Source organism: Pandoraea sp. NPDC090278 (assembly GCF_044772185.1).
GTDB lineage: Bacteria > Pseudomonadota > Gammaproteobacteria > Burkholderiales > Burkholderiaceae > Pandoraea.
The window spans coordinates 1,943,163-1,966,567 of sequence record NZ_JBIVYJ010000001.1; the positions used below are offsets into that span (position 1 = coordinate 1,943,163).

A 23,405-nucleotide genomic window follows, 5' to 3' on the forward strand; every position below is an offset into this window, starting at 1 on the left:
GGCTTTAGCGGGCTCTATCGCCCGCGCACCTCCTCCATCACGGGCAACGCAACTGCCTCAGGCAATCTCCGATTCTGAAGCTCCGTACGCGCGACACGCGGGCCGTACCAGATCGCGACGAGGCTGACGAGAATCAGCGCAGAGTAAAAGAGCTGAATCGGAAGAATGCTCGGCGAGTACGCACTGACAAGCGCCACCGCGCCCATCGGCACGATGCCAGATACCAATGCGCCCGAGAGTTGATAGCCGAACGAGATCCCGGTGAATCGCAACTCGACGGGATACAACGTCGTAAAGAATCCCGACAACGTCGCGTAATACAGTCCGTGTCCGACATACGACAGGATCACGCCGACGAAGATGCTGGTCGCGCCACCGTCCTTGACCAGCGCGATCAGCGGCACCGGCACGAACACGAGATACAACACCGTAAAGATGATCTGTGCGCGTTGCACCGAGATTTTGTCGGCGATCATCGCGGCCATCGGCGTGACGAAAATCTGCACGAACGCGCCAGCGAGCAACGCACTGAGAAACAGGCTCTTGTCGATGCCCAGCGTCCCCGTCGCCCAGTTCAGCGCGAAGATGTTCCGGAAGTAGACACCCGACACCGCGAACGATCCGACGAACACGCACAGGCTTGTGAGCGGGAACTGCTTGAGGACATTGGTCAGCGGCGCACTCGTCTCCTTCATTTTCTTCTGACGCTCACGTGCCGCGATGAACTCCGGGTTCTCTTCGAGCGTCATGCGAATCAACAATCCGACGACGAGCAACACGCCGCTGAGCAGGAACGGGATTCGCCAGCCGCCACTGATCAGAAAATCGTCGCTCATCGCCATGAACGTGAGCGTGGCGAGACACGAACCGGCAGGTGAGCCCATTTGCGCCATCGACGCCGCAAGCGCCTTGCGATGCGCCGGTGCCGCCTCCGACGCGACGAGCACCGCTCCACCCCACTCGCCACCGACCGAAAGGCCCTGCGCCAGGCGCAGCAGCACGAGCAGCACCGGTGCCCAGATACCGATCGACTGATAGGTCGGCAGCAAGCCGATACACATCGTCGAGCCGCCCATCAGCAACAGCGTGATCAGCAACGACGATTTACGGCTGATCTTGTCCCCGATGTAGCCGAAGACGATAGCGCCAATGGGACGCAGCAAGAAGCCGAAGGCGAACGTGCCGAGTGCGAGGAGGGTTTGCGCCAGATGGTCGTCTGAGGGAAAAAACAGTTTTCCGATGATCAGCGCGGCAGCAGTACCGTAGACGTAGAAGTCATACCACTCGATGGTTGTGCCGATGAAGGCCCCTAGTGCAGCACGTCTTGCCTGACGGGATTTCTCTTGCGATTGATTCAATTCCGACGTCATTGTCTCCGGGGGTGATGTTTTCGGATCTTGTTATCCCCCTCTCTTCTGTCGACGGCAAAGTGTCGTCGGCCGAGGCCTGAGTCTTTGGATGTCGTTCGCGAGCCGTCAAAAGGGGGTCGCGTATTATTCGGACACCATGACACAGCGGTAAAGCAACATTAAATTATCGGGTGATGCGTTTTTCTCAGCACCTCCCGATTCAAGGTCACAAGTTCGCAGTCGCCCCAAAGTAAAAAGCCCCGAAGCACCACAACAGTGCATCGGGGCCTGGCGAGAATCGAACCGCCATCCGCTCACGTCAGTCGTAAGCCCGCGCATCCTCCACCAGCTTGCCATCGGTCGGCAGCGATCCGACGGCGACGAAATCCACCTCACCGCGCAGTCGCGTCACATCGCGCAATGTCTCTTGCAGACGTGCCGCCAGTCCATCCGGCGGCGTGTCGTTCGTCTCGCACAGCAGACGCATCCGGTCGTCCCCCACCCGCCCTTCCACACGCAGACGCAATCGCACCAGCTCCGGATAGCGCTTTCCAATCTCACCGATTTGCCCGGGATGCACGAACATGCCGCGCACTTTCACCGTCTGATCCGCGCGCCCGAGCCAGCCTTTGAGACGCATGTTCGTGCGCCCGCAAGGGCTGATGCCCGACTCCACCGCAGACAGGTCGCCGGTCGCGAAGCGAATCAGCGGGTAATCCGGGTTGAAGTTCGTCACCACGACTTCGCCGATCTCACCATCGGGCACGGGCTTCGTGCCGCCCGGCTCGACCAGTTCCACCAGCACGTTTTCGTCGACGATCAGCCCGGCCTGTGCATCGCTCTCGAAGGCGATCAGCCCAAGATCGGCCGTGCCGTATAACTGGCGCGCCGTGATCCCCCGGCCGTTGAACCACTCGCGCAACGACGGCGGCAGCGCTTCGCCCGAGAGCGTGGCGCGACGGATGCAACTGAGGTCTGCCCCGGCCGCTTCGCCCTTCTCGATCAGAATCTTCAGGAACGACGGCGTGCCTGCATACGCGCCCGGCTTCAGGTGCCGAATGGCTTCCAGTTGCAGTTCCGTCTGTCCGACGCCAGCGGGGAACACACAGCAACCGAGTCGTGCCGCCCCGGTCTCGATCATCATGCCAGCCGGGGTGAAGTGATACGAGTACGTGTTGTAGACCAGATCGCCCGGACGTAGCCCCGCCGCGTACATCGCCCGTGCAAAGCGCCACCAGTCGCTGCCGCGCCCGTCCGGCTCGTAGATCGGACCGGGCGATTGGTAGACGTGCGCGAGACCGCTCACAGGCGTCGCATTCAGACCGCCCAGCGGCGGATGACGCACCTGAAACGCCGCCAGATCCGATTTACGCGTGACGGGCAACCCGGCCAGCGCGTCACGCGAGTCGATCTCGCCAGCGTCGATATCGCTCAGCGTCTCGGAAAAGTAGGCGGCATGCGTTCGCGCATGTGAGACCTGCGCCGGGAGCGCCGCCAGCAACGCCTTCTCGCGAACCTCTGGCGCACGGATTTCCAGCGTGTCGAAGTAATCGTTCATATCAACGGATCAACGATGAGAATTAACGAAGAATCACGAGCGGGCGAACCACTCACGCAAGCAAGCGTCAGGCAATCCAGCGCTTGCGCCGCCGGTAGCTCTTGACGTTGCGGAAACTCCCCGCGCTGCTCGCCCCGTCTTTGGCGATGCCCAGATAGAACTCCTTGACGTCCTCGTTATCGCGCAGCGAAGTCGCATCGCCATCCATCACGACACGCCCGTTCTCGAGGATGTAGCCATAGTCCGCATAGCGCAGCGCCGCCATCGTGTTCTGCTCCGCGAGCAAGAAACTGACGTTCTCGCGCTGATTCAGGTCGCGCACGATCGTGAAAATCTCCTCGACGATCTGCGGCGCAAGCCCCATCGACGGTTCGTCGAGCAGAATCATCGACGGCTGGGCCATCATGGCGCGCCCGATGGCGCACATCTGCTGCTCGCCACCGGAGGTATAGCCCGCCTGCGACTTGCGCCGCGTCTTCAGACGCGGGAAGTGCGCGTAAATGCGCTCCAGCGCGTGCTGCTGCGCACTGCGCGACGCATGCCGCACATAGCCGCCCGTCAGCAGATTCTCTTCGATGGTCAGATGCCCGAAGCAGTGACGTCCCTCCATCACCTGAATCACACCGCGCTTGACCAGCCCGTTGGGCGTGAGTTGCTCGACCCGCTCGCCACGATAGTCGATGGTGCCCTTCGTCACCTCGCCGCGCTCCGCATGCAGCAGGTTCGAGATGGCTTTGAGCGTCGTGCTTTTGCCCGCGCCGTTCGCGCCCAGCAGCGCCACGATCTTGCCCTCGGGCACGATCAGCGACACGCCTTTGAGCACCAGAATGACGTGGTCGTAAATGACTTCGATGTTATTGACGCGCAAACTCGCTTCCATGCATCACTCCGAAATCGGTGCTGCCGGTGCCCATGACCGGCAGCGGATCCTCATCGCTTCATCAACCCTTCATCAGCCCTTGAAGCAGGCGGGCGTCATGCCCTTTTCCCTGGCGTACTGCTTGGCCGACGCTTCGAACAACGGGTGAATCAGACGGCGATTGCCTTCGATCCAGTCGGACACCATCACCCACTTGGTGCCGTCCCATTGCTGGATGCGGACCTTGCCCGAGCCTTCGTGGTCTTCGCAGCTCGTCTTGATGTCCGGCAGCAGACCCGTCGCGCCCAGCGCTTTGAGGCGCGCAGCATCGATGTTCAGGTTCTCAAACGCCCAGCGCACCTGCACCGGCGTCGACACCTTCCCCTTGCCGAACTTGTTCTGCGCGGTGTTCAGCGCTTCGACCGTCGCCACAGCCGCCGAGACGCCGCGGTTGTACAGCACCGAGCCGACCTTCGACGGGTCCTGCATATTCCCCTTGCCCGCGCCGTAGACCACCTTTTCGATGTCGGCGATCAGCGGCACCTGCTTACCCGCCACGTTCCACGTCGCACTCATATAGCCCTTAGCCGCCGGACCTGCCGGGATCGTGTCTTCTTCCGAGCCCGCCCACCAGCTACCAATGATCTTCTCGCGCGGATAGCCGACCTTCTGCGCGGCCTTGAGCGCCGTCTGGTTCATCACGCCCCAGCCCCAGAACACGACGTAATCCGGGTTCTCCTGACGAATGCGCAGCCACTGCGCGCCCTGTTCGTTGCCCGGGTGTGCGACCGGAATCTCGATCAGGTTGAACTTGTTGATCTTCGATTCCGCTTGCATCGCGACAATCGGCTCCTTGCCGTATGCCGAGTCGTGATACAGGAAGACGATCTTCTTGCCGTTGAGCGAACCGCCGTTCTTGTCTGCGAGGAATTTGATGATGGCGGACGCCTGCATCTGATAGGTCGTCACCAACGGGAAGGCCCACGGAAACACGGTGCCGTCGACCGCGTCGGTTCGCCCGTACCCCATCATGACGAGCGGCACCTGATCGGTCGCCGTCTTGTCGATCAGCGCGTAGGAGATGCCCGTCGCCATCGTGTGATACGCAGTGCCCTTCGTCACCGGGTTCTTGCCTTTGAGACGTTCGTAGCACTCCACGCCCTTGGCGTTGTTGTACTCCGTTTCGCACTCTTCCCACGTGAGCTTCACGCCGTTCACGCCGCCGTTCTTCAGGTTCACGTATTGCAGATAGTCGATGAACCCGCCGTAGAACGACTGCCCGTTCGCGCCGTACGGGCCAACGCGATAGTCAGCCAATGCGATGAACTGATCGTTCGACTGTGCGAACGACGTCCCCACCGCCCCCGCGCCGAGGGCCAGCGCCAACGCCAGCGAGCCCAACGATGTCGTCAACTGTTTCGTGTTCATGCTGTGTCTCCATCTGTGGTTTTGTGTGTGTCCGAACATTCACCGACAACCGGTAACAAAGGCCGTCGGCGTGGCAAACCTCAATGCGGGAAGGGCCAGATGCGCAGCTTCTCCTTGGCAATCTGCCAGAGCCGCGCCAGCCCATGCGGTTCGGCAATCAGGAAAAAGATGATGAGACCGCCGAACACCATCAACTGGATATGCGAGACGGTGGCATTGGTGAACGGCAAATGCAGGAAGGTCGCAATCGTCGGCAGCGTGCTGTCGAGAAAGATCGGCAGCAGCAGAATGAACGCCGCGCCCAGAAAGCTGCCGAGAATGCTGCCCACGCCGCCGATGATGATCATGAACAGGATGCGGAACGACAGGTCGAGCGAGAAGCCGTCCGGCTCGACGGAGCCGAGGTAGCAGTAAGCATAGAGCGCGCCCGCCACGCCGCAGTAGAACGAACTCACCGCGAAGGCGAGCAGCTTGACCCGCATGAGCGGAATGCCGATGACCTCGGCGGCGACGTCCATGTCGCGCACGGCCATCCACGCGCGGCCGATATGCGAGCGCACCAGATTCTTCGCGATGAGCGCCATCAGCGTCACCACTCCCAGCACGAACAGGTACTTGCGCACCGGCGTATCCACGTCCACGCCGAACACCGAGATCTTCTGCGCCGTGATCACGCCCGACGAACTGTTGTTCGAGAGCCAGGGGAATTTGGTCAGCACCCAGAGCACGAAGAACTGCGCCGCGAGCGTCGCTACCGCGAGATAGAAGCCCTTGATGCGCAGCGACGGCAGACCGAACGCAATGCCCACGAGCGCCGCACACACGCCCCCGAGCGCGAACGACGCCAGGATCGGCATGCCTTCGATACGCAACTGGAAGTTGTAGGACGCATAAGCGCCCACGGCCATGAACGCCGCCGTGCCGAGGGACAGTTGCCCTGCGTAGCCCGTCAGCAGGTTCAGCCCCAGCGCTGCGAGCGAGAACACCAGGAATGGGACGAGGATCGCCGTCAACCAGTACTCGGATGCGATCCACGGCAGGATGCCGAACGCCACGACGAGCACGCTGCAAACGGCGATCCGGTCCTGCCGGATCGGGAAAATCTGGCTGTCGGCGACGTAAGATGTCTTGAACTGCCCAGCTTCGCGATAGAACATGTGTGGCCTCTGCGATGAATGCTTGCGCGTGCTTTCCGATGCGAATGACCGATGCGGTCAGCCTCCGTCAAACCCGGTCGATGTGCCGTTCGCCGAACAACCCTTCCGGGCGCACCAGCAGGAACAGCAGTGCGAAGACGTAAGGGAACCAGCCCTCGATGCCACCGAAGTTGCCGCCGAACTGGCTTTGCAGCAGTTGCGGCACGTAGATCTCCGCGAGCTTTTCCGCCGCGCCGATGATCAATCCGCCCACAATCGCGCCGGGGATCGACGTGAAGCCGCCAAGAATCAGTACGGGCAGCGCCTTGAGGGCCGTCATCGTGAGCGCGAACTGCACGCCATTGCGCGAGCCCCACAGCATGCCCGCCACCAGCGCGACGAAGCCCGACACGCTCCACACGACCACCCAGATGCGCTGCAACGGGATGCCCAGCGAGAGCGCCGCCTGATGGTCGTCGGCGACCGCCCTCAGCGCCCGGCCGATACTGGTCGCCTTGAAGAACAGGGCCAGCAGCGCCACCAGCACCGCCGCAATCCCGGCGGCCGCAAGGTCGAAGCTGCTCACCAGCACACCCGTCGAATCCATGATCGAGGCGATGGGTTCGTCCACGATGCCCAGCGACAACGGACGCACTTCGTTGCCCCACAGGAGCGGCGCAAGACCTTCGAGGAAAAACGACAGACCGATGGTCGCCATGAAGAGCATGATCGGCGACTGATTCACAAGCTTGCGCAGCACGAAACGCTCCGTCGCCATGCTCATCAGGATCATCACGACGAACGCGCCAATGGCCGCCGCCCACAGCGGCAAGCCGCGCTCCATGAGACCGACGACCGACAGGGCCGCGAAGTACACCATCGCGCCCTGCGCGAAATTGAACACGCCGGACGCCTTGAAGATCAGGACGAAGCCCAGCGCCACGAGCGAATACATCACGCCCGAGAGCAGCCCGCCGATCAGGATTTCGAAGAAGAACTGCATCGATGTCTCCAGTGTGCCAACGCTCAGTCAACTGCCATTCGATGTTCGGTGTTCGAGGCTTCCGACGACCTCTCTGACGATCACGCCGCCGCAGGCATGCCCTGTGCTGCGCCGAGATAGGCGCGGATCACCTCGGGGTCGGCGCGAACCTCGGCGGGGGTGCCGTCGCCGATCTTCTTGCCGTAGTCGAGCACCACCACGCGATCGGAGATGTCCATCACCACGCCCATGTCGTGCTCGATCAGCACGATGGTCGTGCCGAACTCCTCGTTCACTTCGAGAATGAAGCGGCACATGTCGCGCTTCTCTTCGAGGTTCATGCCCGCCATCGGCTCGTCGAGCAACAGCAGGTCGGGCTCGGCGGCCAGTGCGCGCGCCAGCTCGACGCGCTTTTGCAGTCCGTACGGCAACCGTCCGACCGGCGTCTTGCGGATGTGCTGGATTTCGAGAAAGTCGATGATCTCTTCGACCTTGGCGCGATTCGCCATCTCTTCATGACGCGCTTTCCCCCACCAGAGAGCGCTCGCCAGTAGTCCGGCGCGCATGCGGGTATTGCGGCCCGTCATGATGTTGTCGAGCACGGACATGCCCTTGAACAATGCGATGTTCTGGAACGTGCGCGCCACGCCTTGCCGTGCGGCGGACGTCGGATGCATGCGCTGACGTACTTCGCCGCGAAAGACGATTGTTCCCTGTTGCGGGTGATAGACGCCGTTGATGACGTTGAGCATCGAACTCTTGCCAGCGCCGTTCGGGCCGATGATGGCGCGGATCTCATGCGTCATCACGTTGAACGAGATATCCGTCAACGCCTTGACGCCGCCGAACGACAAGCTGATGTGCTGCAAATCGAGCAATACTTCGCCAGTCTTGCGGTGCTCACTCATACCTTCTCCTGCGGCAATGCCGGGCCGGGGGTAGCGTTGGGTTTGTCGGGTGCAAGGTCGGTCAGGTCAATCAGGCCGCGCAGCGCAACTTCGCAGGCGCAGGGTCGTCGACAGGCGCACGCACCCCGACCACGCGTGCCGGGTGAATCGTGAGCGTGGCGCTGACACTGCCCTCGCGTCCGTCCTCGAACTTCACGCGCGTTTCGATGAATTGCGTCGACTTGCCGGTGTAGAAGGCGTCGATCAGCACGTCGTATTTCTGGGCGATGAACGCGCGGCGCACCTTGCGCGTGCGGGTCAGTTCGTCGTCGTCCGGGTCCAGTTCCTTGTGCAGAATCACGAAGCGCTGGATCTGCGCGGCGGCAAACGCCGACTCCTTCGCGAGATCGGCGTTGACTTGCTCGATGCAACCGAGGATCAGTTCGGCGACTAGCGGATTGCTGGCGAGATCGATGTAACCGGCGTACGCGAGGTTCTTGCGCTCGGCCCAGTTGCCCACGGCATCCATATCGATGTTGATGAACGCGCAGACGCCGTCACGGCCGTCACCGAAGGCCACTGCCTCCTTGATATACGAGAAGAACTTGAGCTTGTTCTCGATGTACTTCGGCGCGAACAGCGAGCCGCAGGCGAGCTTGCCGACATCCTTGGCGCGGTCGATGATGCGCAGATGGCCGTCAGCATCGATGATTCCGGCGTCGCCGGTGCGGAAATAGCCGCCCTCGTCGAGCGCCTCACGCGTGGCATCCGGCCGCTTGTAGTACTCCTTGAGCAAGCCCACACCGCGCACGAGCACTTCGCCGTTATCGCCAATCTTGATTTCCATGCCCGGCGCGACCGGGCCGACGCTGTCGAATCGCACCTGACGATCCGGTTGCAGGCAGACGTACGCGCACGTCTCCGTCTGACCGTAAAACTGTTTGAGGTTGATGCCGATGGCACGGTAGAAGCGGAACAGGTCCGGGCCGATAGCTTCCCCAGCGGTGTAAGCCGTGCGGATACGGCTCATCCCGAGCGTGTTGCGCAGCGGGCCATACACGCAGAGGTTCCCGACCGCGTATTGCAGACGGTCCAGCCACGAGACCGGGCGACGATCCAGCACGGCCGCACCGCAGCGGTTCGCCACGTCCATGAAGTGCGCGAACATCTTGCGCTTCAGGCGGTTCGCGTCCTCCATGCGGATCATCACTTGCGTGAGTACGTTCTCGTACACCCGCGGCGGCGCGAAGTAATAGGTCGGACCGATCTCGCGCATGTCGGTGGAGATCGTGTCGGGCGATTCGGGGCAATTGACCGTAAAACCCGCCACGAGCGCCTGCGCATAGGAAAACAGGTGGTCGCCGACCCAGGCCATCGGCAGATAGGACAGTACCTCGTCTCCCGGGCCAAGCCGGTCGAAGGTGCTGCCGTGATATGCCGCACCGATCAGGCCAGCATGCGAGTGGCAGACGCCTTTCGGCTTGCCCGTGGTGCCGGAGGTGTAGAGGATGGTGGCGGTGTCGTCCGGACCGACGGCAGCGACGGCATCGTCGAAGTAGCGCGGATGCTGAGCGTTGAAGGTGCGACCCTGCTCCAACGCCGACGCGTACGACTGCAGCCCGGCGGCATCGTAATTGCGCAAGCCCCGCAGGTCTTCGTAGATGATGTGCGACAGGTGCGGCACGCGCTCTCGCAACTCCAGCAGCTTGTCGACTTGCTCCTGATCTTCGGCGACGACGAAATCGATCTCGGCGTCTTCGAGCACGTGTGCCATTTCGGCAGCGACGGCGTCCTGATACAGCGGCACCGCCACGCCACCGAGGGCCTGCGCGGCCGTCATCGCCCAGTACAGGCGCACACGGTTATTGCCGACGATGGCCAGATTGTCGCCACGCTTGAACCCGGCAGCGGCGAGCGCGCAGGCGAGCATGCGCACTTCCTGCGCGGCCTCCTGCCAGCTCCAGCTTTGCCAGATTCCCAGATCTTTTTCCCGATACGCCGTGCGGGCGCCCCGTGTCGCGGCATGGGCCAACAACAATCGCGGGAAGGTAGTCCGCTCCTGCATGCCAGTCTCCTGTGTCTCGCCACGTTTCGACATTTGTCGAGGGGGAGTGGCGTGGCTCGGTCGGCGTGCGTGCTCGTGACACGCTCCTTACTGCTCGCAGCGCCTTCGAACGGCGCTATTTTTGCTTTGGAATGCCATACAGCGTCTGCAGCGATTTCGGTGAAACGACTACGGCGACTACCGATATGCCGGGCAACGGTCAGCTTCTATACTTGTGCTTCGGCGTCGTGTTCAGACCGCCAGGAATGCTTGTCTCGTCGTTGTCAGGCAAGGCGAAGATACCTCATGGCTCACGGCGGATTTGTCACCAGGATGACAATCAAGGGAAAGTCCCTATATGTCGCTCGAAACCTTGTTGCAGCGCAGCGCCTGGGCGCAAGGACTGACGCCCGATCAGCGCACACGCGTGGTGGCGGAGATTCAGGTGCGTCCGGTCGAAAACGGGGGCTATGTATGCCGCAAGGGAGACCCGACGCACGCATGGTTCGGCGTGATCGAGGGGTTGGTGAAGATCACGACGGCGTCGGCCAGCGGCAAGACAGTGACGTTCACGGGCGTACCGGCGGGCGCGTGGTTCGGCGAAGGGTCGGTGCTCAAGCACGAGATCCGGAAATATGACGTCATGGCGCTACGCGACTCGGTACTCGCGCATATGCCCATCGCTACCTTCGACTGGCTGCTCGACACGAGCATTCCGTTCAATCGCTTTCTGACGCTGCAACTCAACGAACGGTTGGGGCAATTCATTGCAGCCGTCGAGCACGAGCGTCTGCTTGATACCGACGCGCGCGTCGCCCGTTCGTTGTCGTCGATGTTCAATCCGAACCTGTACCCGTCCGACGACAACACGGTGCAGATCTCACAAGAGGAACTGAGTTACCTTGCGGGGGTTTCGCGCCAGCGGGTGAACCTTGCGCTGAAGGTGCTGGAGCAGGCGGGATTGGTCAAAGTCGATTACGGCGTGCTGACCATTCTCGATCTGGAAGGGTTGCGCGAGTTCGGCATGTAAAACCTAATATTCGAAGTCTTGCCGGGGTGCAGGAGTCGGCGCAGAATCGTCGTTTCGCAGGAATTTTCCGCCACAACCGCGCCCGCCCCATGTCTATCAACACAACGCCTGCCGACACTCTGCGGCCCACGCTGCTCGGCAACAGTGTCGAACTCCATCCACTGGAACGTCATCACGCACAGGCGCTGGTTGCTGCGGCGGCCGACGGCGAGCTGTGGAATCTGAAAGTGACCGTCGTGCCGAGCGCCGATACCGTGGATGCCTACGTCGACCGGGCATTGAAGGGACGCATTGATGGCACCGTCATCCCTTTCGTCATCGTTTCGACGGCCACGGGCAACGTGGTCGGCCACACCCGCTTCTGGAAGGTGGACCGGGCGAATCGGAAACTGGAAATCGGCCACACGTGGGTCAGCGCTTCGGCGCAGCGCTCCAGCATCAACACCGAAGCGAAGTCCCTGTTGCTCACTTATGCCTTCGAGACGATGCAGTGCGTGCGCGTGCAATTCACGACGGATGAACTCAACGAAAAGTCGCGCGCTGCGATCCTGCGTATCGGCGCAAAGCAGGAGGGCATCGTTCGACACGAACGGATCATGCCCGACGGGCGCAAGCGCAATTCCGTCCGGTTCAGCATCATCGATGACGAATGGCCGGACGTGAAGGCTGCTCTGGCCGAGCGTCTTGCGCGGGGCGCGTCGGGCTGACGTTGCGCATCCCCTGGCGGACATCGCAGACCGGTCCGTGTGTTCAGGCCACGGCCGTGACCGCAGCGGACGGTCCGGCGCAATACAGCACCAGACACGGGCACACCATGCGCCGGGCGATATCGAGTGCTTCGGTTTTCGTCTCTAAGAACGCCGCTTCCCACGGATTGCGGACGTGGTCGCACACATACGCCTTCGCTTTCTCGTCGAATTGCGATCCGAAGAACTCGTTTCGGAAGTAGAACCAGACGACATACCCGCGTCGCGGCAACCGGTCCGGGAGCGGATGCACGGGATATTCGTTCGCGGGCACCCGCCGTCTGAGCGAAATCCAGCGTTGATAGTCCACACGTGTCGCGTTCATGTCGAGCCTCCTTTAACGAAATCGCCCCGGGCGGGGCGACTCGACATGATGGGCAGGAACACGCGACAAGAGTTACAGAAACTTCCGCTTCACCGCCGTCGATGATGCGGCAATCGACAGTGTCGTGACCGAATTCGACAATCAGGCGGGTGTTGGCACGCAGATATCGGAGTGATAGCTATCGTCAACTGGCCGACATCCACGCGGATCTGTCCGTTCCGGGCTTCACCACGGCGCGTATTGCTCGAACACCGTCTGACGCTCGAAAGCGATCAGCACGGCGCGCTTGTGCGGGAAATCGAACTCGCGCAAGCGGGCCGCGCCCTGCCCCTGCATATAGGCGATCCAGCGGTCGTGATCGATGCGCGGCTCGCCAACGATGCGCTGTGTGCGCGGATCGTCGAGGAAGATGTAATGGACGATCGACCGCAGCCATGCTTCGGTGCGCCCGGGTGAGCGAAAACGCGTCGAACCCACGAGCAAGTGGAAACCTCGGTCGTAGTCGGCCGCCTCGCAAAACGGCGCAATGCGATCTTCCTTCGCCCAATACACCTCGAAGTAGGCAAACGGCTCGTCGTCGAAACATGCGAACAGTGTGACGGTGTGAGGATCGGCCTGCATCTTCGCCAGATATTCCGCATGCTCCGCCAGCGTGCCCGTCTGCTCCCAGAAGTGCGCCACGCTGTCGAGGTTCATCCACTCGTGAAAGCGTTCGACATCGCCCGGCTGATCGATGGCACGCAGGCTGAAGCTCGTGCCGAGTCGCGCGATGTGACGCCGGTACACCTCACCCACCGGCTTCGGTGCGCGCAACGGATGGCGCTTGCCGTCCGACACACGGTACTGCTGCGCCATCCCGGCCGACGACGGTCCCTGGAGCCACTGCGCCGGATGCTGCCAGAACGTCTGACGCGACACCTGCAACGCACTCGCGCCGTCGACTTGCGAGAACTGCTCGCCCACGCCATCACGAACCGCTGCGACGAGCCACGCCGCCAGCTCGGGGTCGGCGTCCGTCCCCGGCCATATCACGCTGGCCCGCTTACACGCCTTATGACGACAGAACACTGCCGCCAGCACAGGCAACAGCGCCTGAACCGGCAGATGAGCGTCGTGCGGCGTGCTCGACCGCAGCGTTATCCCGTCATCCGCTTCGCTGACCTGAAACACCGCGACGGCACGGGCATCGCACCAGAGCGTGAGATCCTGACCGGCGCGGGCGACGCCATCATCGGGTCCGCTCGCGTGATATCGATGGCCGTCGGCCAGCGTGACGCCGTAGGGATCATGGGGTGCAGCACGCCCGTCATGCGCAGCGGACGGTTCAACAGGGGCAGTCATTGCAATTGACACGATTCGATCTCCTCTCAGCCAAGCCGGACGCCGCCACGGCATCCGTCAGAATTCAGACGTCGTCCATACGCCGCTCATACACCGGAAGCGGCCCTCGCACGCATAGCGGGCGCCATCGATGCGAATGCCGTGCCGACGAGACCGGTAATGCGGTCGAGTGACACGGGTCCGCCAAAGCCCCACGACGGCGGCAGAAACGCAACACGTCCGTCGCGCACGGCAGGCAAAGCCCGCCAGACCGGCAGTTGGTACGCGGGCGCAGCGCCGTTGTCGACGACGATCAGGGACCATTCGGGATGCCGGGCCAGATCGCCCAGCGACAGATTGACCATCGACTGACGCTCGTCGAGCCACCCAAGCGCGTTGCGCGCACCCAGATGTCCGATCAGCGCACCGATCATGTCCTTGTTGTCGTAAGCCCAGAAGTTGCCGCCGCCCGCGTTGGCGTTGAGCAGCGCAATCGGTGCATCGCGAAAACCGTCGCGCAACGCACTCGCACGCGCCTCGGCAATGCGCGCTTCGCTATCGGCGATGATTTGCGTCGCCGCATCGGCGCGCCCCGTCATGCCGCCAAGGGATCGGAAGACGGCCAGCATCCGGTCGAGTGCGTCGCCCTCGCCTTCGGCGGGCTGGACGTTGAAGACGACGGTCGGTGCGATACGCGCCAGTGCGTCGAACAACCGCTCATGCCGATACGCGTACGCGATGATCAGATCGGGACGCAACGCCGCAATCGCTTCGAGATTTGGTTGCTCACGCGTGCCAACAGAACTGTCTGCGCTCAACCGGTCCGCACGATATTTGACCCACTGCGTGTAGCCGCGCGGATCGGCCACCCCGACCGGCGTGACGTCGAGCGCCAGCAACGACTCGGTAAACAGGAACTCCAGCGAGATGACCCGGCGGGCGCTTGTCGGCAAGACGAGCGACGCGCGGTTGAACAAGCCGCGATAGTTCTGCGCCTGAGCGTCGAGCGCCACCGCGCCCGTCATCGCGGCCGTGCCAGCGACGAGGTACTTCAGGCAGCGCCGACGCGACATCGGCACGGGCACGCCGCCATAGGATTTAGCCAGCATGCGCATGCGACCTCAGGAAAGTGCGGGAAAGCAGCCAAAGGAAGAGCGGCGTGCCGACGGCAGCGGTGACGATGCCCAGCGGCAAATCGAGCGGGGCGAACAACGTCCGACCGAACAAGTCGGCTACGCCAAGCAACAGCGCCCCCGCCAGCGCTGCCGTGACGATGCGGTCGCGGGTACCGGTCAGCGGCAGCGATCTCAGCGCATTCGGGACGATCAATCCGACGTAAGCCACCGGGCCGACAGTCGCCACCGCAGCCGCAGCCATTGCACTGGCGAGCACCAGCAATCCGAGACGGGCACGCACGACGGGTACGCCCAGCGCCTCGGCCGTCTCGTCGCCGAGACTCAGCAGGTCGAGCCATCGCCCGGCATACACTGCGAGCGGCAGACAGATCGCCAGCCAGGGCAACAACGCCCGAACACCGTGCCACGATTGCCCGTAACTGCTGCCGACGAGCCACACCAGCGCCTGCGTGGCATGCACATGGAATTGCAGCACTAGCAGGTTCGCCAACGCCGCGAGCAGACCGGCCAGCGCCATGCCCGTCAGGATCACCCGCATCGGCACAAGACCCCAGCGCGCGTTCACGCCGAGCACAATCGCCAGCACCCCGGCGCTTGCCGCCCACGCGGCGGGCATCGACCAGCGTGCGGCGGCATCCGGCGACACCAGCAGCAGCGCAAGCACCGCCAGCCCTGCCGCCTGATTCACACCGAGCAATTCCGGCCCGGCCAGCGGGTTCCGGCACGCCCCCTGAAGCAACACGCCGCTGCCCGCCAACAATGCGCCAGCGCCCATCGCGATCAGACTGCGCGGCAGACGCAGGTCCACCAGCATGCCTGCCGCCGTGTGCGGATCGAAAACGTCGCGCCATTGCCATGCCGACGGCCACGACAGCACGCCCATCGTCAGCGTCAGTCCGGTGACGGCGATCAGCGCGACGACGACCAGCGCTGCGATAAGCGCCATCGGACGCCGGTTCGACGCACGATGCCCAGCCGCCATCGGGGCGGTCATCTCCGCAGTGCTCGCGGGCAGGCCGTAGCGAAGCAATAGCAACAGCACGGGCGCGCCAATGACGGCACTCATCACGCCGACCGGCAGCGCACCGAACGTCACCAGCGCGCGCGCAATGGCATCGGTGACGATGAGCATTGCGCCGCCCCACAACGCGGAGAGCGGAATCAGCCACGCGGGCCGGTGAACGCCCATCAGCCGCACCAGATTCGGTGCGGCCAGCCCGACGAAGCCGACCGGCCCCGCCAGTGCAATCGCAATCGCGGAAAGCGCAGCAGCGAGCAGAATCGTCCCCACACGCACTGCGCCGACACGCTGTCCCAACGCCGACGCCTGTGCTTCGCCGAAGCGCGCCAGTCCAAGCGGATGCAGCAACGCCAGCAAGGCCACGCCCGCCGGGAGCAGCAACCACATCGCTTCGTCCGCCCCGCGTTTGCCGAACTGCTGCAACGACCCCGTACTCCATTGCACGACGCCCACGGCCGCACGCGTGTACAACGTCAGCGCAACCATGCACAACGCCGAGAGCGCAAGCGCATTCGCCGCCCCAGCCAATGTGAGACGCAGCGGCGTTGTGCGCGTGCCGCCCGCGAGCGCGAACGTGAACATCGCCGCCAGCACGCCGCCCGCCAGCATCATCGGCAGGACGGCGAGGCCCGGCACGAGCAATGCGACGATCAACCCCATCTGCGCGCCCGCCGACACCCCGAGCAATTCGCCGGACGCCAGCGGATTCTGGGTGATGGTCTGGAGCAGCGCACCGGCGAGTCCAAGGCATGCGCCAGCAGCAAGCCCCGCGCGAATCTGCGGCATCCATGCATCCACAAACAGCAACCAGCCGAGCGTGGTGTCGCTGTTCATGCTGCTCAGACCGCCTTGCATCGCCTGAGCGACCGTGCCCGCGCCCGGCCACGCGTCGTTCGCGAGCGCATGAACGACGATGGCGAGCGCGAGGGCCAGCCATCCCCCCCACAACGCGCGTGTGCGGCGCGCATACTGGCGCGGCGCGGCGTGCGCGGGCACCGTGAGGCGTCGCGCGAGGTGCAAAGTCCCCACCGTGCGCTCAGCCGCCATGTCGGCCACCGTTCAGTCCATCCGAGACATTCGCCCCACCGACCTCAACCGACTCGCGGACGTCACTACGTCCCGCTTGCCCGCCCAGCACCGGCAAGCACATCGGCAGGCCCTGAAAGTCGATGCGTTGCATCGGCGTGGAGAACACCGCCATCAGACGGTCCGGGTCCATCGTCTCGTCGGGCGTGCCGGAGAAGACAAGCTTGCCGTCGCGCATGAGCAGCATGGCGTCGGAGAAGGCGGCGGCCTGATTGAGGTCGTGCAGCACCCATACGACCGTCATCCCCGTCTCGCGATTGAGTTCGCGAATGCGCGCAAGAATGTCGATCTGGTGGCGCACATCGAGATACGTCGTCGGCTCGTCGAGCAACAGCACGTTGCCTTCCTGCGCCAGCGCCATCGCGATGAACGCGCGCTGACGCTCGCCGCCGGACAACGCCGTGACATCGCGCGTGCACAACGTGTCCAGTTCCATGAGATGCAGAGCGCGCTCGATGGCGAGGTTGTCGCGCTCGCCGAGGCGTCCGCCCATGCCGGTGTGGCTGTAGCGGCCGCAAGCGACGAGTTCGGCGACGGTCATGCCGAACGGCATGCCGGGGGTTTGCGCGAGGAGCGCGATGCGACGCGCACGCAGCGAGTCGAGCGGCGTGTCGTCGAGCCATACGCGGCCGGACACAGGTTTGAGCAGGCCGCCCAGCGTGCGCAACAGCGTGCTCTTGCCGCAGCCGTTCGGGCCGCACAGCGCGCTCACACGGCCCGCGGCGAAGGTCACATCGACCTGAGTGAGGACGTTGCGTGCACCCACAGCAACATTAAGGCCTTCCGCGCGCAACGACGCGCCTGCGGCAGGCGTCAGAGATTCGGTCATGTTGAATGCCGGTCTGGCGGCTGCTGGACCGGTGGAAATACGGGTATCGGGCACCAGTCGTCTCGACGGCTGGCATAAGCGCGCGCCGCCTAAACTCCGGAAGTGGTGGTTCGTCGCTCAAAAGACGTATCACCAACCGGCATATTTACCCATGTCCCGATCGCCCCAGCCGTCGCGCCTGATGCTTGCCCGCCCTGCCCGTCCCGCCTTACCCGATCTGCCTTCCCAACCGATGTCGCCAAGGTCCGTGCGGACCGGACTGGTCGTCGTCGCCCTGTGCCTTGCAGGATGCACGTCACCCACGCCTCCGACGCATCAGGTCTCCGAAGCGCCCAAAACCCCGGAATCCCACGTCTCGTCAATTACCGCGCATTACAAAGCCGACGTGCGTCGCACGACCGACGGCACCGCCCATGTCCGCGCGGACAACTGGGGCGGCCTCGGTTATGGCTTCGGTTACGCGCAGGCGCAAGACAATCTCTGCACACTCGCCGAGAGCGTCGTGACCTTTCGCGGCGAACGCTCGCTGGCCTTCGGGGCGGACGGCCGGGTGGCCCGGCGCGCGACTTTCGGCCAGCCGAACAACCTCGATGCGGACGTCTTCTTTCGTCTGACGTTCGACGCCGCCACTCTCGACCGGTATCGCGCCGCCCAGTCGCCGCGCGGACGTGAGCTGGCGCAAGGCTTCGCGGCCGGTGTGACGCGCTATCTGCGAGACATGCGCGCGGGCACAGACGCCGCTCAGCACACCGCCTGCCGCAATGCCGACTGGGTGCGCCAGCTAGGCACAGTGACGGAGGACGACGTCTACCGCCGCCTCTACGCCGCCACACTCGCCGCGAGCGCCGCCACGCAGATCACCGCCATCGCCACCGCCCGGCCGCCTTCGGCCAGTGCGGCGGTCAATGGACGATCACGCCCGACGCGCAAGGTCGCAACATCGTTGCCCGCCGAAGTGCCCCTGACATCGCTGGCATCGATCAACGATGCGGGCGTTGGCAGCAACGCGTTTGCCTTCGGGGCGTCGCTGAGTGCCGACGGTCAGCCGATCCTGTACGGCAGCCCGCACTGGTACTGGGAAGGCCCCGACCGGCTCTACCCTGCGCATCTCACGATCCCCGGCCAGCTCGACGTCTCCGGCGTCGGCATGCTCGGCGCGCCGTTCATCATGATCGGCTTCACGCAAGACGTCGCGTGGACGCATACGGTCTCGAGTGCGCGACGCTTTGGTCTCACGGCCCTCACGCTCGATCCGGCCGACCCGACCCGATACCGGATCGACGGCCGCACCGAAGCCATGCAACGCGTGTCCGTGACCGTCCCGGTGCGCGACGCGCAAGGCAAGACGTCGACCGTCTCGCGAACGCTGTATCGCACGGCCGACGGGCCGGTCGTCAACCTCTCGGCCATGTCCCCGGCGCTCGGCTGGACGACACGACAGGCGTTGGTACTGCGCGACGCCAATGCAAACAACTTCGGTCTGCTCGACCACTATCTGCGCATGGCGCAGGCCGACTCGCTCGATGCGTTCGCGTCCGGCATGCGCACCGACGCGGCCAATCCGTGGGTCAACACCGTGGCCATCGGCCGACGCGACCCGCGCGTGTGGTTCGGCGACATTGGCCCGGTGCCGGGCGTGCCGGACACGCTGTCGGCCGCTTGCACCGCAAAGCCCGCAGGACTGGCCTTCGCGAAGGCTGCGCCGGGCCTGCCGGTGCTCGACGGCAGCCGCAGCGCCTGCGCATGGCAAACCACGCCAGACAGCCCGTTACCCGGCACGCTCGGACGCCGAGAGATGCCGGACATCATGAGCGACACGGTCGTCGCCAACATGAACGACAGCGCGTGGCAGGCCGCGCCGGATGCCCCCCTCGCAACTCTCAGCAGTGTGCTCGGCCAAAGCAACGCGCCGCTTTCGCTGCGCAGTCGCGCGGGCCTGCAACGCATCGCCACCTTGCGCGCCGCAGGTCCGGTCTCGACGCAGGCCGTACGCGAGTCCGTGCTGCGCGCCGATCCCTTGTCCGCCGATCTCACTCGCAAGTCTTTCCTCGCGCAGGTGTGCCCGTCAGCGGCCGATCGCAAAGACAAACGCTTCGACGTGCGAATCACGCAAGACCCCATCGACGGCAAACCGCTGAAGGCACCACAGACTGTCGATCTCGCGCCCGCCTGCCGCGTGCTGGCCGCTTGGGATGGCACGGGCGAGCGCAGCGCCCGGGGCGCGAACTTGTGGGATGCCGTCTGGATCCGGCTCGCAGGCGTCGATGCCACGGGACGCCGGGCGTTTGCCGAGCCGTTCGATGCGACGCACCCTGTCGCGTCGCCCGCCGGACTCGCCGGGGACAGCGCGTCGCTCGCACAAGTGCTGGGCGCGGCCGTGCTGGAGATGCAGCGCATGGGACTGGCGCTCGACAGCCGACGCGACGAAGCGCTCTTCGCCACGCGCGGCGGACGTCGCATCGGCCTGTCGGGCGGCTGCGACATCGCGGGCTACTTCTCGATCATGTGCGCCGACGCCCGCATGGGCACCGACCGCTATGGCATGGACGCGGCACCGCGCGGCGACACATATCTGCAGGTCGTCTCGTTCCCGGACGATCCGGCGCGACGCGTCGCCGCCGCCGCCCTCGACGCCTCCGGCCCCTCAGACGACCGCGACGATCCGCGCAACGCGACCGCCCTGCAAGCGTGGGCCGACAAACGCTGGCAGGTCGCCCCGTTCACCGAGGCCGACGTTACGGCGGCCACCGTCAGCGTCCTGCATTTGTCGCAATGAGGCCCTCTGCATGACAGGTTGATGTTGGCCCCCTAAATATCCGGCAAGTTGGTTCGTCCACTACTCGATAGGTGCCGTCGCCCGGGGATTCGAGTGCGCACGTCGCCTCAGTCTTCGATAAAAACCTAGGAGTCTTAGATGAAGCACTACGGGAGCGCACGTGGCCGGGGGGCCAGTCGCCTGCAATCGATCCATCGCCCGATCCACCCAATCCACCGTCACATCGCACTGGCAGCAAGCCTCGTCTTCGCACCGCTGGTCTTCTCCCACGGCGCGTGGGCGCAGACCACCGGCCAGCAAGGCGACGTCGCGCTCTCGCCCACGCAGGTGAACGCCGAGCGCTCGCCGGAGAACGGCGCAGGGCCGGTCGACGGCATCGTCGCCAAGCGCAGTACCACGGGCACGAAGACGGATACCCCGCTCCTCGAGAATCCGCAGTCAGTGTCGGTCATTCCGAAAGAGATGATTCAGGATCTGGGTGCGCAGTCGGTCAGTCAGGCCATGCGTTACAGCGCAGGTGTACTGCCGGACAACGCAGGCTTCGAGACGCGTTTCGACTGGATCAACATTCGCGGCTTCTCGGCGTCCACGCTGGGCCTCTTCATGGACGGCACACGTCTGCAATCGGCGACCGAATTCCAGCTGGATCCGTACGGCCTTGAGCGCATCGAAATCCTGCGCGGACCGTCGTCGGTGCTTTACGGGCAGAACACGCCCGGCGGCCTGATCAACATGGTGACGAAGAAGCCGCTGGAAACGCCGCTTCACGAAATCCAGCTCTCGGTCGGCTCGTTCAAGAACAAGCAGGCCGCCTTCGACTTCAGCGGACCACTCGACGCCGACGGCAAAGTCCTCTATCGCCTCGTCGGCCTGTTCCGCGACAGCAACACGCAAGTCGATTACACGCCGAACGACCGCATTTACATCGCGCCGTCGCTCACGTGGAAGGCCACGGACAAGACCACGATCACGTTCGAAGCCAGCTACCAGCGCGACAAGCTCGGCTTCGGCCAGTTCCTGCCCGCCTCCGGCACGGTGCTGCCGAATCCGAACGGCCAGATTCCGGTCGGCCGCTTTGTGGGCGACCCGAACTACGACAACATCAAGCGCGAGCAGGTCTTCGCCGGTTATCAGATCGAACACCGCTTCAACGATCAGGTGTCGTTCAAGCAGGCCGCACGCTATTCGTACTTCGACTACAAGGTTGACACGGACGCTTACGGTCTGGGCTTCGCGCCGGGCAGCACGCGTCTGATCAACCGGTTGCCGTTCGCCGACTATCGTCAGACGGACGTGCTCACCATCGATAACCAGTTGCAGACGAAATTCACCACGGGTCCGCTCTCGCACGTGGCGCTGTTCGGCTTCGACTATTACTACTACAACGAACATCGCAGCATGCGTCAGGGCGTGGCGAGTGCGTCGAACCAGCTCGACATCTTCTCGCCCAACTACGGCGCGGCGGTGTTCGGACTGACGCGTCAGGCAGCGGACTCGGACTCGCGCTTCACGCAAGGCGGCCTCTACTTCCAGGACCAGATCAAGTACGAGAAGTGGTTGCTCACGCTGGGCGTGCGTCAGGACTGGGTAGCACAGAACGTCTACAACCGCCTGACGAACCGTTCGTCGAATCAGGCGGACCAGCAGGCGACCTATCGTGCTGGCCTGACGTATCTGTTCGACATGGGGCTGGCGCCGTACTTCAGCTACTCCGAGTCGTTCCAGCCGAACGTCGGTGTGGATCGCTTCGGCAACCAGTTCAACCCGTCGAAAGGCAAGCAGTATGAAGTCGGCGTGAAGTACCAGCCGAAGGGCTACAACAGCTTCGTCACGCTGTCGTTGTTCGACATCCGCATGACGAACGTGCTGACGCCCGATCCGGCCAACACGGCGTTCTCGATCACGACGGGCGAGCAGCACTCGAAGGGCTTCGAACTCGAGGCGGTCGGCGAAGTCACCGACAACCTGAAGGTGATCGGCTCGTACACGAACACGAACATCACCAACTCGAAGACCACCGACCCGACGCTGCTGGGCAAGGTACCGCCGCAGCAACCGCGTACGGCCGCCGCCCTGTGGGCCGACTACACGTTCCACGCCGGTGTGCTCAAGGGCTTCGGCTTTAACGGTGGCATTCGTTACGTCGGACCGACTTTCATCGATGCGACCAACACCGCCGGACAAGCGCCGTCGCGCACGCTGGTCGATCTGGGCCTGCACTACCAGTTGGACAAGCACTGGCGCTTCCAGCTCGACGGCAGCAACATCTTCGACAAGACCTATGTCGTGTGTGTGACGACTTCTCAGTGCGCCTACGGTGCGCGTCGCACGATTCTCGGGACGGCGAAGTACAGCTGGTAAGCGGCTGGATGTCTGAAGTGTCGTAAAAAAAGCGAGGCCAATGAACCGGCCTCGCTTTTTGTTTCGAACCCAGCGGAACAGTGACTTGCCGAAAAGCGTTGTGTAACGTGCATTGCGTAGCTTTGTCGAGAGGAATTGGGGGGATTCCCATATCTGGTTGCAGGAGATTGGCCTAAAGTCTGCGTGGACTCCACCACATGGAACGGGACTCCCCCTCGACCGAATCGCGCATGCTTGCTTCCGAAGCCCCAGCACGTTCAGCATCCAACGTCCACCAGTTCTACTCCCTCGAAATACCCCAAACTCCAAGCGCCACGCTTGCTGACGTGCTGTCGTTCGAAGGCACCCATGCATTTGGCGAGCCTACGCGCTACGTCGTCCGCTTTACCCATGTCGATCACGAGCTCTCGCGCCTGGACTTCGTCAACAAGCCGGCTAGTTTTGTCATCCGGCCGCCTCGCGAGAATGCTTGGTCGGCACCACCGCCTGAGCGGCGCGTACAAGGGGTCATCACCGGCTTCGCTCGCCTGAG

The 23,405-nt window shown here is 63.7% G+C and carries 17 protein-coding genes and 1 pseudogene; 5 read left to right on the forward strand and 13 right to left on the reverse strand.

Annotated features, from left to right (window positions below):
* Window positions 1–14 precede the first annotated feature (14 nt).
* The 8 genes from ACIQWO_RS08375 to ACIQWO_RS08410 all read right to left on the reverse strand — a co-directional run bounded on the left by ACIQWO_RS08375 (window position 15) and on the right by ACIQWO_RS08410 (window position 10,264).
* Window positions 15–1,370: an MFS transporter gene (locus tag ACIQWO_RS08375; protein ID WP_402821682.1), complete on the reverse strand. Its 1,356-nt coding sequence runs from the start codon at window positions 1,368–1,370 to the stop codon at window positions 15–17.
* Window positions 1,371–1,668: 298 nt separating this feature from the next.
* Window positions 1,669–2,907 carry a phenylacetate--CoA ligase family protein gene (locus ACIQWO_RS08380; protein ID WP_402821685.1) on the reverse strand — a complete coding sequence of 413 codons (1,239 nt, stop codon included), beginning with the start codon at window positions 2,905–2,907 and terminating at the stop codon, window positions 1,669–1,671.
* 67 nt (window positions 2,908–2,974) lie between these two features.
* Window positions 2,975–3,787: an ABC transporter ATP-binding protein gene (locus ACIQWO_RS08385; RefSeq protein ID WP_402821688.1), complete on the reverse strand. Its 813-nt coding sequence runs from the start codon at window positions 3,785–3,787 to the stop codon at window positions 2,975–2,977.
* 72 nt (window positions 3,788–3,859) lie between these two features.
* Entirely contained in the window at window positions 3,860–5,194 is a 1,335-nt protein-coding gene (locus ACIQWO_RS08390; protein ID WP_402821691.1) for an ABC transporter substrate-binding protein, read from the reverse strand.
* Window positions 5,195–5,274: 80 nt separating this feature from the next.
* A complete protein-coding gene (locus tag ACIQWO_RS08395) occupies window positions 5,275–6,351 on the reverse strand; it encodes a branched-chain amino acid ABC transporter permease (protein WP_402821694.1) in 1,077 nt (358 codons plus the stop codon).
* A 67-nt stretch (window positions 6,352–6,418) separates the two neighbouring features.
* Window positions 6,419–7,333 carry a branched-chain amino acid ABC transporter permease gene (locus ACIQWO_RS08400; RefSeq protein ID WP_402821697.1) on the reverse strand — a complete coding sequence of 305 codons (915 nt, stop codon included), beginning with the start codon at window positions 7,331–7,333 and terminating at the stop codon, window positions 6,419–6,421.
* A gap of 80 nt (window positions 7,334–7,413) precedes the next feature.
* Complete coding sequence (locus tag ACIQWO_RS08405) at window positions 7,414–8,220, reverse strand: ABC transporter ATP-binding protein (RefSeq protein ID WP_402821700.1); 807 nt, start codon at window positions 8,218–8,220, stop codon at window positions 7,414–7,416.
* Between the two features lie 70 nt (window positions 8,221–8,290).
* Complete coding sequence (locus ACIQWO_RS08410; protein WP_402821703.1) at window positions 8,291–10,264, reverse strand: AMP-dependent synthetase/ligase; 1,974 nt, start codon at window positions 10,262–10,264, stop codon at window positions 8,291–8,293.
* 337 nt (window positions 10,265–10,601) lie between these two features.
* Here ACIQWO_RS08410 and ACIQWO_RS08415 point away from each other — a divergent pair, with 337 nt between their 5' ends.
* Both ACIQWO_RS08415 and ACIQWO_RS08420 read left to right on the forward strand, forming a co-directional pair.
* Complete coding sequence (locus ACIQWO_RS08415; RefSeq protein ID WP_402821706.1) at window positions 10,602–11,273, forward strand: Crp/Fnr family transcriptional regulator; 672 nt, start codon at window positions 10,602–10,604, stop codon at window positions 11,271–11,273.
* A gap of 89 nt (window positions 11,274–11,362) precedes the next feature.
* On the forward strand, window positions 11,363–11,980 hold the full coding sequence (locus ACIQWO_RS08420) for a GNAT family N-acetyltransferase (RefSeq protein ID WP_402821709.1): 618 nt from the start codon (window positions 11,363–11,365) through the stop codon (window positions 11,978–11,980).
* 43 nt (window positions 11,981–12,023) lie between these two features.
* On the opposite strand, the gene ACIQWO_RS08425 is transcribed toward ACIQWO_RS08420, so the two are convergent.
* From ACIQWO_RS08425 to ACIQWO_RS08445, 5 genes are all read right to left on the reverse strand, one after another.
* A complete protein-coding gene (locus tag ACIQWO_RS08425) occupies window positions 12,024–12,344 on the reverse strand; it encodes a hypothetical protein (RefSeq protein ID WP_402821712.1) in 321 nt (106 codons plus the stop codon).
* A 225-nt stretch (window positions 12,345–12,569) separates the two neighbouring features.
* A complete protein-coding gene (locus ACIQWO_RS08430; protein WP_402821715.1) occupies window positions 12,570–13,697 on the reverse strand; it encodes a GNAT family N-acetyltransferase in 1,128 nt (375 codons plus the stop codon).
* 74 nt (window positions 13,698–13,771) lie between these two features.
* Window positions 13,772–14,773, reverse strand: a complete 1,002-nt coding sequence (locus ACIQWO_RS08435) for an ABC transporter substrate-binding protein (RefSeq protein WP_402821718.1) — start codon at window positions 14,771–14,773, stop codon at window positions 13,772–13,774.
* Complete coding sequence (locus ACIQWO_RS08440; RefSeq protein WP_402821930.1) at window positions 14,763–16,868, reverse strand: iron ABC transporter permease; 2,106 nt, start codon at window positions 16,866–16,868, stop codon at window positions 14,763–14,765. The genes ACIQWO_RS08435 and ACIQWO_RS08440 overlap by 11 nt, the downstream gene beginning before the upstream one ends.
* On the reverse strand, window positions 16,858–17,736 hold the full coding sequence (locus ACIQWO_RS08445; RefSeq protein ID WP_402821721.1) for an ABC transporter ATP-binding protein: 879 nt from the start codon (window positions 17,734–17,736) through the stop codon (window positions 16,858–16,860). The genes ACIQWO_RS08440 and ACIQWO_RS08445 overlap by 11 nt, the downstream gene beginning before the upstream one ends.
* Before the next feature lie 151 nt (window positions 17,737–17,887).
* Here ACIQWO_RS08445 and ACIQWO_RS08450 point away from each other — a divergent pair, with 151 nt between their 5' ends.
* The 3 genes and pseudogenes from ACIQWO_RS08450 to ACIQWO_RS08460 form a co-directional block, all read left to right on the forward strand.
* On the forward strand, window positions 17,888–20,512 hold the full coding sequence (locus tag ACIQWO_RS08450) for a penicillin acylase family protein (RefSeq protein ID WP_402821724.1): 2,625 nt from the start codon (window positions 17,888–17,890) through the stop codon (window positions 20,510–20,512).
* Window positions 20,513–20,650: 138 nt separating this feature from the next.
* Window positions 20,651–22,873, forward strand: coding sequence for a TonB-dependent siderophore receptor (locus ACIQWO_RS08455; RefSeq protein WP_402821727.1), 2,223 nt, complete (start codon window positions 20,651–20,653; stop codon window positions 22,871–22,873).
* A gap of 230 nt (window positions 22,874–23,103) precedes the next feature.
* A pseudogene (locus ACIQWO_RS08460) lies at window positions 23,104–23,405 on the forward strand (type VI secretion system tip protein VgrG); the annotation flags it as partial.